Here is a 12,505-nt window from a genome sequence, read left to right on the forward strand (position 1 = left end):
CGCGGCATCTCGTAGCAAGAGTTCAACGATTAATGGCAAAAAACCGCTTCAACCAGTCGTGGCTGCACGACCACATCAACGATCCGTACGTGAAAATGGCGCAGCGGGAGGGCTATCGCGCTCGCGCCGCCTACAAGCTCAAGGAAATCGACGAGCAGGACAAGCTCATCCGCCCCGGCCAGATCATCGTCGACCTGGGCGCGGCGCCCGGCAGCTGGAGCCAGTACGTGCGCAACAAACTCGCGCAGGGCAAGAATCGCGATGCGCAGCGCGAGGGCGGGATCGACGGGACGATCATCGCGCTCGATCTGCTGCCGATGGAGCCAATCGCCGACGTTCATTTCATCCAGGGCGACTTCCGCGAGGACAGCGTGCTCGAGCAACTGGAAGAAGTGGTCGGAGAGCGCGACGTGGACCTTGTAATTTCTGACATGGCGCCCAATCTGTCGGGAGTGGCGGTGGCGGACGCCGCGCGTATCGAGCATGTATGCGATCTCGCGCTGGAATTTGCCCAAAACCACCTGAAATCTGATGGTGCCCTTTTAGTCAAATGTTTTCACGGCAGCGGTTACAGCCAGATTGTCGAAAAGTTCAAGCATCAGTTTAAGACGGTGGCTGCGCGCAAGCCGAAGGCGTCACGGGACAAGTCGTCTGAGACGTTTATTTTGGGCAGACATCTGAAGCGGCCCCGTTAAACGGAAGGCAGTGATATGTGAGCCCGCATTTCCGGCACGCCGGAAAATAAGAGCGCTGAGGTTGCGCGGTACGCTATTTATGCGGTAGCGAATGCTTATGGCAGGGGTCTTCGGACTGGATTAGAATGCCTGAGTGGTGCCGCAAGGCAAATGTAGGCGCTTGTCTATGAGTGAAGGAGTGGTGCTTTGAACAACAACATGTTTTCGAAAGCAGCAGTGTGGCTGGTCATCGCACTGGTGCTGTTTACGGTGTTCAAGCAGTTCGACAAGCCCCGTGTCCAGGAAGGCGTCTCGTATTCGCAGTTCATGGACGACGCGAAAAGCGGCAAGGTCAAGAGCGTGATTGTTCAGGGGCGCAACCTCACGGTGACGCCGGCCGACGGTCAGAAGTATCAGATCGTGTCGCCGGGCGACATCTGGATGGTCGGCGACCTGATGAAGTACGGCGTCCAGGTCAGCGGCAAGGCTGACGACGAGCCGAACGCGCTGGTGTCCGCGCTGTACTACCTCGGGCCGACAATCCTGATCATCGGATTCTGGTTCTACATGATGAGACAGATGCAAGGAGGCGGAAAGGGCGGCGCCTTTTCGTTCGGTAAATCCCGCGCGCGTCTGATCGATGAGAACAACAACGCTATCAATTTTTCCGATGTCGCTGGCTGCGACGAGGCCAAGGAAGAAGTTTCCGAACTGGTCGATTTCCTGCGCGACCCGCAGAAGTTCCAGAAGCTGGGTGGCCGCATCCCGCGTGGCGTGCTGCTGGTCGGCCCACCGGGAACCGGTAAGACGCTGCTGGCGCGCGCCATCGCTGGCGAAGCGAAAGTGCCGTTTTTCAGCATCTCGGGTTCGGACTTCGTCGAAATGTTCGTGGGCGTGGGTGCAGCTCGCGTGCGCGACATGTTCGAACAGGCAAAGAAGCATGCCCCTTGCATCGTGTTCATCGACGAAATCGACGCGGTCGGCCGTCATCGCGGTGCCGGCATGGGCGGTGGCAACGACGAACGCGAACAGACGCTGAACCAGATGCTCGTCGAAATGGACGGCTTCGAGGCGAACTCGGGCGTGATCGTGATTGCTGCGACGAACCGTTCGGACGTGCTGGACAAGGCGCTGCTGCGTCCGGGCCGTTTCGACCGCCAGGTGTATGTCGGCCTGCCGGATATCCGCGGCCGCGAGCACATCATGAAGGTGCACCTGCGCAAGGTGCCGATCGCAAACGACGTCGACGCGGCAGTCATCGCGCGCGGCACGCCGGGCTTTTCGGGTGCGGATCTCGCGAACCTCGTGAACGAAGCGGCGCTGTTCGCCGCGCGTCGCGGCAAGCGCATCGTCGAGATGCAGGACTTCGAGGACGCGAAAGACAAGATCTTCATGGGTCCGGAGCGCAAGTCGGCCGTGATCCGCGAAGACGCGAAGCGCGCGACGGCTTATCACGAGTCGGGCCACGCGGTCATCGCGAAGCTGTTGCCGAAGGCCGACCCGGTGCACAAGGTAACGATCATTCCGCGCGGCCGCGCGCTGGGCGTCACGTGGCAATTGCCGGAGCACGACAACGAAACGTATTCGAAGGACTACCTGCTCGACCGCCTCGCCATTCTGTTCGGCGGCCGTGTTGCCGAAGAGCTGTTCCTGAACCTGATCAGCACGGGCGCGTCGGACGACTTCAACAAGGCGACGTCGACGGCACGCGCAATGGTTGCCCGCTTCGGCATGACCGACGCGCTGGGGCCGATGGTGTACGTCGACGATGAGAACGACCAGTCGCCGTTCGGCCGGGGCTTCACGCGTTCGATCTCGGAGGCGACGCAGCAGAAGGTGGACGCGGAAATCCGTCATGTGCTCGACGAGCAGTACAACCTGGCGAAGCGTCTGCTGGAACAGAACCGCGACAAGGTCGAAGCAATGACCGCCGCCCTGATGGAATGGGAAACAATCGACGCCGATCAGATCAACGACATCATGGCTGGCCGCCCGCCGCGCTCGCCGAAGAGCACGCCTGCGCCGGGCGATGCATCGGGTGGCAGCAGCCCGGGCACGGAAGTGAAGCCGGGCAGCGCAACAGCGCCGGCTACCTGATGATTGGTTAAAGGTGTTTTACGGGCCGGTGTGTGTGCACACCGGCCCGTTTTCATTTCTAATGCTGTCCTAGTCGCGATGCACTTCAATTGCGACCCTTCCTAACTTCTTCGCAGTACGCATCCCGTGTCGAACGTCGATTCCCCGCTTTATCCCATTCCCGAACCGCTGCAATGCGGCCGATTCACATTGTCGTTCGAGCGCCCGCTCGTGATGGGCATTCTGAACGTTACGCCCGATTCATTCTCCGATGGCGGCCGCTTTGTGCTGCGCGGCGAAGCGCTGCGCCAGGCGGAACGGATGCTGGTCGAGGGCGCGGACCTGATCGATATCGGCGGTGAATCGACGCGGCCCGGCGCGCCGCCCGTGCCGCTCGACGAGGAACTGGAGCGCGTGATTCCCCTCGTCGAGCAATTGCGCGATGCCAATATTCCGCTTTCCATCGACACGTATAAGCCCGAAGTGATGCGTCACGCACTGACGGCGGGCGCTGATCTGATCAATGATATCTGGGGGTTCCGGATGCCCGGCGCGATCGATGCCGTGCGCGACAGTCCATGCGGACTGTGCGCGATGCATATGCTGGGCGAGCCGCAGACCATGCAGGTCGGCGAGCCCATTTACGACGATGTCGTCGCCGACGTGCGGGCGTTTCTTGAAGAACGTGTCAAGACCATGATGGGCGCAGGCGTTGCGAAAAATCGTATCAGCGTCGATCCAGGGTTCGGCTTTGGCAAGACGGTCGCGCATAATTACGCGCTGCTGGCCCACTTGCCTCAGACTGCGCCGAACGTCGGCACGCCGTTGCCCATTCTGGCTGGGATGTCGCGCAAATCAATGCTTGGCGCGGTCGTGAACCGGCCGGCGCCGGAGCGTATCGCGGCGAGCGTCGCTGCCGCTGTGTGCGCGGCGGAACGGGGGGCCGCGATCATCCGCGTGCACGACGTCGCGCAGACGGTGGATGCATTAAAGGTATGGGCGGCGACGCGCGATGCAGCGCGGCACGCCTGATCTCCAAGGAAGGGAGGAAGATTCCAATATGGCACGTCGATATTTCGGAACTGATGGGATTCGCGGCAAGGTCGGCGATGCGCCGATCACGCCGGACTTTGTATTGCGGCTCGGCTACGCGGCCGGGAACGTGCTCGCGGGCGCTGACAGATGGGCGAAAACGGGCACGCGACCGACGGTGCTGATCGGCAAGGACACACGCGTCTCGGGCTACATGCTCGAAGCGGCGCTGGAATCGGGCTTCTCCGCCGCGGGCGTCGATGTGATGCTCGCTGGCCCGATGCCGACGCCGGGCGTGGCTTACCTGACGCGGGCGTTGCGCCTCGCAGCAGGCGTCGTGATCAGCGCGTCGCATAATCCGTACTACGACAACGGCATCAAGTTTTTCTCGGCCGACGGCAACAAGCTTCCGGATGAAGTCGAATCGCAGATCGAAGAGCAACTGGACAAGCCGCTCGAATGCGCGCCGTCCGAGCGCCTGGGCAAGGCGCGGCGTCTGGACGACGCAGCCGGCCGCTACATCGAGTTTTGCAAGAGCACGTTTCCGCAGGCGTACGATCTGCGCGGCATGAAACTGGTCGTCGATTGCGCGCATGGCGCCGCGTACGACGTCGCGCCGCACGTGTTCCACGAGCTCGGTGCCGACGTCATCACGATCGGCGTAGCCCCGAACGGCTTCAACATCAACGACGGCGTCGGCGCGACGGCACCCGATGCACTGATGCGCGCCGTGCGCGCGAACAACGCGGATCTCGGCATTGCACTCGACGGCGACGCCGACCGCTTGCAGGTGGTCGACGCCAACGGCCGGCTCTACAACGGCGACGAGCTGCTGTACGTGCTGGTGAAGGACCGCATCGCGACGCAAGGCAAGGTCGAAGGGGCGGTCGGCACGCTGATGTCCAACATGGCCGTCGAAGTGGCGCTGCAGAATGCCGGCGTGCAATTCGTGCGCGCTGCCGTCGGCGATCGCTATGTGCTGGAAAAGCTGCGCGAACATGGCTGGGAGCTGGGCGCGGAAGGCTCGGGGCACATCCTTTCGCTCGATCGCCATTCGACGGGAGACGGCATCGTGTCCGCGCTGCTCGTGCTGGCGGCGATGCAGCGCAGCGGACGCTCGCTCGAACAACTGCTCGAAGGCGTCACGCTATTCCCGCAGAAACTGATCAACGTTCGGATGCAGCCCGGCGCGGACTGGAAGGGCAGCGACGCGATCCGCCGGGCGATCAGCGCCGCGGAGAGTGCGCTCGACGGAAAGGGCCGCGTGCTGATCCGCGCGTCGGGCACCGAGCCGGTGCTGCGTGTGATGGTCGAAGCCGCGCACGAGAACGATGCACTGTTCCATGCTGAATCCATCGCTGAGGTGGTGAAGCAGGCGACCTCCTGATTTGCGACAGCAGCATTTCAGCGAAAGGGCGGCCGCAAGCCGCCCTTTTTTGCGTCTGTCGGCCGGGCGGAGTGACATGACGCGCGCACGCAGGTGCAAATCCGCAAGACCCTGGGGCCCGCCAATATCGAGCGTGCAACCGCCGGCCGGATCGCATCCGTTGCGGCAGGGGAAACCCTGACAGACCGCCTTTCATCGCCGTAATACGACTGTCACACGAACTTCACGATTAGTCACATGACTGTCACAAAGGGCCACTATTCTTCGCGGTGTCGTGTCACACGCTCATACCAACCGGAGAAAATATGAAACTGATGCAAACCGCGTTCGCTGGCATGGCTGGCGCTCTCTTCGCGATCGCAGCGCAAGCCGCCGATATCACCGGCGCGGGCAGCACCTTTGCAGCACCGATTTACACGAAGTGGGCCGACGCGTACCAGAAGACGGGTGGCGGCAAGGTTAACTATCAAGGTATCGGCTCGTCGGGCGGCATCAAGCAGATCGTCGCGAAGACGGTCGATTTCGCGGGCTCGGACGCTCCGCTGAAGGACGAAGACCTCACGAAGGACGGTCTGTTCCAGTTCCCGACGGTCGTCGGCGGCGTCGTTCCCGTCGTCAACATTCCGGGCGTGAAGGCTGGCGAAATCACGCTGTCGGGCGAAGTGCTCGGCGACATCTACCTCGGCAAGATCAAGAAGTGGAACGATCCGCAAATTTCAGCGCTGAACCCGAAGGTCAAGCTGCCGGATACGGACGTTGCTGTCGTTCGCCGCGCTGACGGCTCGGGCACCAGCTTCATCTGGACGAACTACCTGTCGAAGGTCAATGCCGAGTGGAAGTCGAAGGTCGGCGAAGGCACGACGGTCAGCTGGCCGACGGGCACGGGCGGCAAGGGCAACGACGGCGTCGCGGCGTTCGTGCAGCGTCTGCCGGGTGCCATCGGCTACGTCGAGTGGGCGTATGCGAAGCAGAACCACATGACCTATGTCGACATGAAGAACTCGGCAGGCGCAGTGGTCGAGCCGAAGACGGAAACGTTCAAGGCAGCGGCAGCGGGTGCTGACTGGTCGAAGTCGTTCTACCAGATCCTCACGAACGAGCCGGGCAAGAACGCATGGCCGATCGTCGGCGCAACGTTCGTGCTGCTGCACACGACGCAAGAAAAGGGTCCGCAAGGCGCCGAAACGCTGAAGTTCTTCGACTGGGCGTTCAAGAACGGCAATCAGGCTGCAAACGATCTCGACTACATCACGTTGCCGGAATCGGTCGTGTCGGAAATCAAAACGCAATGGAAGGCAAAGGTCAAGGACGCGTCGGGCAAGTCGCTCGCCGAATAACGTTCGACTGGCAGCAACAGCAGCAATCACCGCGCGCCGCAGTATCGATCAGGCGCGCGGCCGGGCCGCCCGGCTTCGATGAGGCCCGGCGGCCGTAGTACTGGCCGTCTGGCATACGCCAGGCGGCAACCGGAAACCGGAAACAGGTTCATCAGCTCCCATGTCCGACCTACCTCTCACTTCTGACGCGGCCCGGTCGACTCCGCCCGGTAGCACGACGCAGAAAGCACCCAGCCGCGCCGGCGACATCGTCTTCGGCGGTATTGCCCGGATCTCCGCGATCGTCACGTTACTGCTGCTCGGCGGCATTATCGTGTCGCTGATCGTCGCGTCAATGCCGACCATCCAGAAATTCGGTCTCGCCTTCCTGTGGACGGCAGACTGGGATCCACCCTCGGAGCAGTTCGGCGCGCTCGTGCCCATCTACGGCACGATTGCGACATCGATCATTGCGCTCATCATCGCGGTGCCCGTGAGTTTCGGCATTGCGCTGTTCCTGACGGAACTGTCGCCCGCCTGGCTGCGCCGGCCGCTCGGCATCGCGATCGAACTGCTCGCCGCGATTCCGTCGATCGTGTACGGCATGTGGGGTCTGCTCGTGTTCGCACCGATCTTCGCGACGTGGTTCGAGAAGCCGCTCGGTTCGCTGCTCGGCGGCATGCCCGTCATTGGTGCGCTCTTCAAGGGCGCGCCCATCGGCATCGGCATTCTGTGCGCGGGCGTCATTCTCGCGATCATGGTCATCCCGTATATCGCGTCCGTGATGCGCGACGTGTTCGAAGTCACGCCCGTGCTGCTGAAGGAATCGGCATACGGCATCGGCTGCACGACGTGGGAAGTGATGTGGAAGATCGTCCTGCCGTTCACGAAGACGGGTGTGATCGGCGGCGTGATGCTCGGCCTTGGCCGCGCGCTCGGCGAAACGATGGCCGTCACGTTCGTGATCGGCAACACGAACCTGCTCGACAACGTGTCGCTGTTCTCGCCGGGTAACAGCATCACGTCGGCGCTCGCGAACGAATTCGCGGAAGCCGCGCCCGGCCTGCATACGGCCGCGCTGATGGAACTCGGCCTGATCCTGTTTGTGATTACCTTCATCGTGCTGGCAATTTCGAAGATCATGCTGCTGCGCCTCGAGAAAGGGGAGGGCGCGAAATGAGTCAGTCCTCGTTGAATATGCCGGGCACCACCGACAGCGCGGCGCTCGAAGCGATGCGCAACAAGCTGCAAAAGCGCCGCAAGGTCACCAATGCAATCGCGCTGACCTTGTCGCTTGCGGCAATGGCGTTCGGTCTGCTTTGGCTCGTGTGGATTCTGTACACGACGCTGAGTCTCGGCATCGGCGGCCTGTCCGTCGAGCTTTTCACGCAATCGACGCCTCCGCCGAACACGGATGGCGGAGGCCTCGCGAACGCGATCGTCGGCAGCCTGATGCTGGTCGTGCTCGCGACCTTCGTCGGCACGCCCATCGGCATCATGGCGGGCGTCTATCTCGCCGAGTACGGGCAGAAGGGCTGGCTTGCGAGCATCACGCGCTTCATCAACGACATTCTGCTGTCGGCGCCGTCGATCGTCGTCGGCCTGTTCGTGTACGCGCTCGTCGTCGCGAAGATGGGCCACTTCAGCGGCTGGGCAGGCGTGATCGCGCTCGCGCTGCTGCAGATCCCGATCGTGATCCGCACGACGGAGAACATGCTGAAGCTCGTGCCGAACGCGCTGCGTGAAGCGGCATTCGCGCTCGGCACGCCGAAGTGGAAGATGGTGCTTTCGATCACGCTGAAAGCGTCGGTGGCGGGCATCGTGACGGGCGTGCTGCTCGCCGTTGCGCGTATCGCCGGCGAAACCGCGCCGCTGCTGTTCACGGCGCTGTCCAATCAGTTCTTCACGATGGACATGAATCAACCGGTTGCGAATCTGCCGGTCACGATCTTCAAGTTTGCAATGAGCCCGTTTGCGCAGTGGCAATCGCTCGCGTGGGCTGGCGTCTTCCTGATCACGCTCGGGGTGTTGGGACTCAATATCCTCGCGCGTTCGATCTTTTCGAAAAAGTAAGGGCGGAGCGATCCGATGAACATGGCAGAAAGTCACTTGAATCCCGTCAAACGCCCGGCGGCACCCGCTGGTTTCGATCCGGCAGAAAGCGGTCGCGCGGCAGCGCTTGCGCAACCGAAGATCGAAGTCAAAAACCTGAACTTCTTCTACAACAAGTATCATGCGCTGAAGAACATCAATCTGCAGATTCCCGAAGGCAAGGTGACCGCGTTCATCGGCCCGTCGGGCTGCGGCAAGTCCACGCTGCTGCGCACGTTCAACAAGATGTACGCGCTTTATCCGGAGCAGCGCGCGGAAGGCGAAATCCTGATGGACGGCGAAAACCTGCTGACCACCAAGCGCGATATTTCGCTGCTGCGCGCGCGTATCGGCATGGTGTTCCAGAAGCCGACGCCGTTCCCGATGTCGATCTACGACAACATCGCGTTCGGCGTGAAGATGTTCGAAACGCTGTCGCGCTCGGAGATGGACGACCGCGTCGAGTGGGCGTTGACGAAAGCCGCGTTGTGGAACGAAGTGAAGGACAAGCTCGGCCAGAGCGGCTACGGCCTGTCGGGCGGCCAGCAGCAGCGTCTGTGCATCGCGCGCGGCATCGCGATCCGTCCCGAAGTGCTGCTGCTCGACGAACCGTGCTCGGCGCTCGATCCGATTTCGACGGGCCGCATCGAAGAGCTGATCGCCGAACTGAAGAGCGACTATACCGTCGTGATCGTCACGCACAACATGCAGCAGGCGGCACGTTGTTCGGACTACACTGCGTATATGTATCTTGGTGAGCTGATCGAGTTCGGCGATACCGAAAAGATCTTCATCAAGCCGGTCCGCAAGGAAACGGAAGACTACATCACGGGCCGCTTCGGCTAAGCGCACGCACGAGATAGGGAGTACGACATGACCGATAAACACCTGTCCAGCCAGTTCGACGCAGACTTGAATCTGGTGTCCTCGAAGGTCCTCGAAATGGGCGGCCTCGTCGAGGCGCAGATCGTTGCTGCGATGAACGCGCTGAACGAATTCGACACCGGCATCGCCGACCAGGTGATCGCCGCGGAAGACCGCCTGAACTCGATGGAAGTCGAGATCGACGAGGAGTGCAGCAACATCATCGCGCGGCGCCAGCCGACGGCACGCGACCTGCGTCTCGTGATGGCGATCTCGAAGACCATCACGAACCTGGAGCGCGCCGGCGACGAGGCGGAGAAGATCGCCAAGCGCACGAAGCGCCTCGCGGAAGACGGCGCGGCGCGCACGATCAACATCGCCGAAATCAAGCTGTCGGGCGACATGGCCGTGAGCATCCTGCGCCGCGCGCTCGATGCGTTCGCGCGTCTGGACACCGTCGCCGCCGCGCAGATCGTGCGCGACGACAAGGCGATCGACGAGGAATTCCGTGCATTCGTGCGCAAGCTGATCTCGTACATGACGGAAGACCCGCGCCTGATCTCGGTCGGGCTGGACTTCCTGTTCATCGCCAAGGCGATCGAGCGGATCGGCGATCACGCGAAGAACATCGCCGAGTTCATCATCTACGTGGTGAAGGGCACGGATGTGCGGCACATGGGTCGCGACGCGCTCGAACGCGAAGCGCTCAGCTGATCCGCACGATCATCCGTTTCACACCGCATTACGTTTATCAAGAGGCGCCGATGCCCAGCAGTATTCTCGTTATCGAAGATGAACCCGCAATTTCCGAACTGATCTCGGTGAACTTGCAACATGCGGGCCATTGTCCGATTCGTGCGTACAACGCCGAACAGGCGCAGAACCTGATTAGCGATGTGCTTCCCGATCTCGTGCTGCTCGACTGGATGCTGCCGGGCAAATCGGGCATCGCGTTCGCGCGCGACCTGCGCAACAACGAGCGCACGAAGCACATTCCGATCATCATGCTGACCGCGCGCGGCGACGAACAGGACAAGGTGCTCGGGCTCGAAATCGGTGCCGACGATTACGTGACGAAGCCGTTCTCGCCGAAGGAACTGATGGCGCGCATCAAGGCGGTGCTGCGCCGCCGCGCGCCGCAGCTGACGGAAGACGTCGTCGCGATCAACGGCTTGAAGCTCGATCCCGCGACGCACCGCGTCGCCGCCCATGCGGAAGGCGCTGAAATCAAGCTCGATCTCGGTCCGACGGAATTCCGTCTGCTGCACTTCTTCATGACGCACCCGGAGCGCGTTCACAGCCGCACGCAGTTGCTCGATCAGGTGTGGGGCGATCACGTGTTCGTCGAAGAGCGCACGGTCGACGTGCATATCAAGCGCCTGCGCGCGGCACTGAAGCCGGCGGGTTGTGATGCAATGATCGAAACGGTGCGCGGCAGCGGCTATCGCCTGGCCAAGAGCGCATAAGGTAAACTGATCGAAATACATTGAGCGCGCTGCGATACTTCAACGCAGCGCGCTTTGTTGTCTCTGAAGACCCTATCTTCGCAGGAACACATGAACATCATCTGGGCGCGCTCCCTGGTATCGCTCGTGCTCCTCGCTGTTCTCTGCGTGGCAGTCGGCATATTCGTCAACACCAAGGTGGCGTTGAGCATTGCGGTGCTCGCGCTGCTCGCGCAAGGCATTTTCAGCACGTTCCACAAGCAGCGCCTGTGGCGTCTGCTCGATGCGCCCGTCTACGGTGAAGTACCGAGCGCGCCTGGCATCTGGGGCGAAATCTATTACCGGCTGCACAAGCTCGCGAAGCGCTGGCATGCGCAGGTGCGCCAGGTTGAGCAGCAGCATTCGCGCTTCATCCAGGCGATCCAGGCATCGCCGAACGGTGTCGCGATGCTCGACGATCATGACCAGATCGAGTGGTGCAACGCGATCTCCGAGCAGCATTTCGGCCTCGACGCGAAGCGAGACCTGCGGCAGCACATCACGCATCTGGTTCGTCATCCTGATTTTGTGCGCTATCTGAATTCGCATCACTACGATGAGATGCTGATCATGCGCGGCATGGGCGACAAGCGGCAGAACGTGTTGTCCGTGCAGGTGTTCCCGTACGGCGAGAACCGCAAGCTGGTGCTGTCGCAGGACATCACCGAGCTTGAGCGCACGGACGCGATGCGGCGTGACTTCGTCGCGAACGTGTCGCACGAGCTTAAGACGCCTTTGACAGTGCTGGCCGGCTTTCTCGAAACGATGCGTGAACTGCCGCTCGACGAGAGCGAGCGCGTGCGTTATCTCGACCTGATGATGCAGCAGGCGCAGCGGATGCAGCACATAGTCAGCGACCTGCTGGTGCTCGCGACGCTCGAAGGGGACAACAAGCCGCCGAGCAACCAGATGGTTGACATGCGCGCGGTGCTGCGGCATTTGCAGGAAGATGCCGAGAGCCTGTCCGGGGGGCGTCATCGTATCGCGTTCGATGCCGACGAAGAGCTCACGGTGACGGGCGTCGAAACGGAAATCCTGAGCGCGTTCGGCAATCTCGTCACGAATGCGATTCGCTATACGCCTGACGGCGGTTCGATCGATGTGAGCTGGCGCGCGCAAGGCGGGCAGGCGACGTTTGCCGTCGTCGATAGTGGGCTCGGTATTCCTGCCGCGGATATTCCTCGGTTGACCGAGCGTTTTTATCGCGTTGATCGCAGCCGGTCGCGGGATACGGGCGGCACTGGACTTGGGCTTGCGATTGTCAAGCATGTGCTGCAGCGGCATGACGCGCAGCTCGAGGTGAAGAGCGAAGAAGGGCGCGGTAGTACCTTCACAGTGCGGTTTCCGGCCGCGCGGACGGCGCGGTTGCAGTCTACTGCTGCGTAGAGGTGGCGTAGAGCTTTGCTTTGCGCGGGCATCCGCGATGCGGTTTGCTTTGCCCTTACGTGGGCATCCGCGATGCGGTTCGCTTTGCCCCTTCGCGGGCATCCGCGATAGTGCCTCGCGGCGCGGGCGTTGCCCCTGTGCGGGGCGGCACTTACTTTCTTTGCCGCCGCAAAGAAAGTAAGCAAAGAAAGCGGC

General features: G+C 61.9%; 11 protein-coding genes. All 11 read left to right on the forward strand.

Annotated features, from left to right (window positions below):
* The first annotated feature begins 32 nt into the window (after positions 1–32).
* The 11 genes from J8I87_RS19240 to phoR all read left to right on the forward strand — a co-directional run bounded on the left by J8I87_RS19240 (position 33) and on the right by phoR (position 12,310).
* Positions 33–695: an RlmE family RNA methyltransferase gene (locus J8I87_RS19240; RefSeq protein ID WP_209933316.1), complete on the forward strand. Its 663-nt coding sequence runs from the start codon at positions 33–35 to the stop codon at positions 693–695.
* Positions 696–881: 186 nt separating this feature from the next.
* Positions 882–2,771 (forward strand): ATP-dependent zinc metalloprotease FtsH, encoded by a 1,890-nt coding sequence (gene ftsH, locus J8I87_RS19245; RefSeq protein WP_209933318.1) that lies wholly within the window; start codon positions 882–884, stop codon positions 2,769–2,771.
* A 213-nt stretch (positions 2,772–2,984) separates the two neighbouring features.
* Positions 2,985–3,782 (forward strand): dihydropteroate synthase, encoded by a 798-nt coding sequence (gene folP / locus J8I87_RS19250; protein ID WP_409518770.1) that lies wholly within the window; start codon positions 2,985–2,987, stop codon positions 3,780–3,782.
* Positions 3,783–3,810: 28 nt separating this feature from the next.
* A complete protein-coding gene (gene glmM, locus J8I87_RS19255; protein WP_209933320.1) occupies positions 3,811–5,169 on the forward strand; it encodes a phosphoglucosamine mutase in 1,359 nt (452 codons plus the stop codon).
* Positions 5,170–5,474: 305 nt separating this feature from the next.
* Positions 5,475–6,506, forward strand: coding sequence for a phosphate ABC transporter substrate-binding protein PstS (gene pstS / locus J8I87_RS19260; protein WP_209933321.1), 1,032 nt, complete (start codon positions 5,475–5,477; stop codon positions 6,504–6,506).
* 160 nt (positions 6,507–6,666) lie between these two features.
* Positions 6,667–7,665: a phosphate ABC transporter permease PstC gene (gene pstC, locus J8I87_RS19265; RefSeq protein ID WP_209933322.1), complete on the forward strand. Its 999-nt coding sequence runs from the start codon at positions 6,667–6,669 to the stop codon at positions 7,663–7,665.
* Entirely contained in the window at positions 7,662–8,558 is an 897-nt protein-coding gene (gene pstA, locus J8I87_RS19270; RefSeq protein WP_209933323.1) for a phosphate ABC transporter permease PstA, read from the forward strand. Before pstC ends, pstA begins: the two co-directional genes overlap by 4 nt.
* 15 nt (positions 8,559–8,573) lie before the next feature.
* Positions 8,574–9,422 carry a phosphate ABC transporter ATP-binding protein PstB gene (pstB, locus tag J8I87_RS19275; protein ID WP_209933324.1) on the forward strand — a complete coding sequence of 283 codons (849 nt, stop codon included), beginning with the start codon at positions 8,574–8,576 and terminating at the stop codon, positions 9,420–9,422.
* Between the two features lie 27 nt (positions 9,423–9,449).
* Positions 9,450–10,154 carry a phosphate signaling complex protein PhoU gene (gene phoU, locus J8I87_RS19280; protein ID WP_209933326.1) on the forward strand — a complete coding sequence of 235 codons (705 nt, stop codon included), beginning with the start codon at positions 9,450–9,452 and terminating at the stop codon, positions 10,152–10,154.
* Positions 10,155–10,204: 50 nt separating this feature from the next.
* Positions 10,205–10,906 (forward strand): phosphate regulon transcriptional regulator PhoB, encoded by a 702-nt coding sequence (phoB, locus tag J8I87_RS19285; RefSeq protein WP_209933327.1) that lies wholly within the window; start codon positions 10,205–10,207, stop codon positions 10,904–10,906.
* Positions 10,907–10,996: 90 nt separating this feature from the next.
* On the forward strand, positions 10,997–12,310 hold the full coding sequence (gene phoR / locus J8I87_RS19290; protein ID WP_209933328.1) for a phosphate regulon sensor histidine kinase PhoR: 1,314 nt from the start codon (positions 10,997–10,999) through the stop codon (positions 12,308–12,310).
* The last annotated feature ends 195 nt before the right edge of the window (positions 12,311–12,505 follow it).

The sequence above is a fragment of the Paraburkholderia sp. LEh10 genome (genome assembly GCF_017814945.1).
Taxonomy (GTDB): Bacteria; Pseudomonadota; Gammaproteobacteria; order Burkholderiales; family Burkholderiaceae; genus Paraburkholderia.

Excerpts from the sequence above, each read along its gene's own strand:
- J8I87_RS19240 (WP_209933316.1), top strand. The coding sequence starts at position 33 with ATGGCAAAAAACCGCTTCAACCAGTCGTGGCTGCACGACCACATCAAC.
- folP (WP_409518770.1), top strand. The coding sequence starts at position 2,985 with ATGGGCATTCTGAACGTTACGCCCGATTCATTCTCCGATGGCGGCCGC.
- glmM (WP_209933320.1), top strand. The coding sequence starts at position 3,811 with ATGGCACGTCGATATTTCGGAACTGATGGGATTCGCGGCAAGGTCGGC.
- pstS (WP_209933321.1), top strand. The coding sequence starts at position 5,475 with ATGAAACTGATGCAAACCGCGTTCGCTGGCATGGCTGGCGCTCTCTTC.
- pstC (WP_209933322.1), top strand. The coding sequence starts at position 6,667 with ATGTCCGACCTACCTCTCACTTCTGACGCGGCCCGGTCGACTCCGCCC.
- pstA (WP_209933323.1), top strand. The coding sequence starts at position 7,662 with ATGAGTCAGTCCTCGTTGAATATGCCGGGCACCACCGACAGCGCGGCG.
- pstB (WP_209933324.1), top strand. The coding sequence starts at position 8,574 with ATGAACATGGCAGAAAGTCACTTGAATCCCGTCAAACGCCCGGCGGCA.
- phoU (WP_209933326.1), top strand. The coding sequence starts at position 9,450 with ATGACCGATAAACACCTGTCCAGCCAGTTCGACGCAGACTTGAATCTG.
- phoB (WP_209933327.1), top strand. The coding sequence starts at position 10,205 with ATGCCCAGCAGTATTCTCGTTATCGAAGATGAACCCGCAATTTCCGAA.
- phoR (WP_209933328.1), top strand. The coding sequence starts at position 10,997 with ATGAACATCATCTGGGCGCGCTCCCTGGTATCGCTCGTGCTCCTCGCT.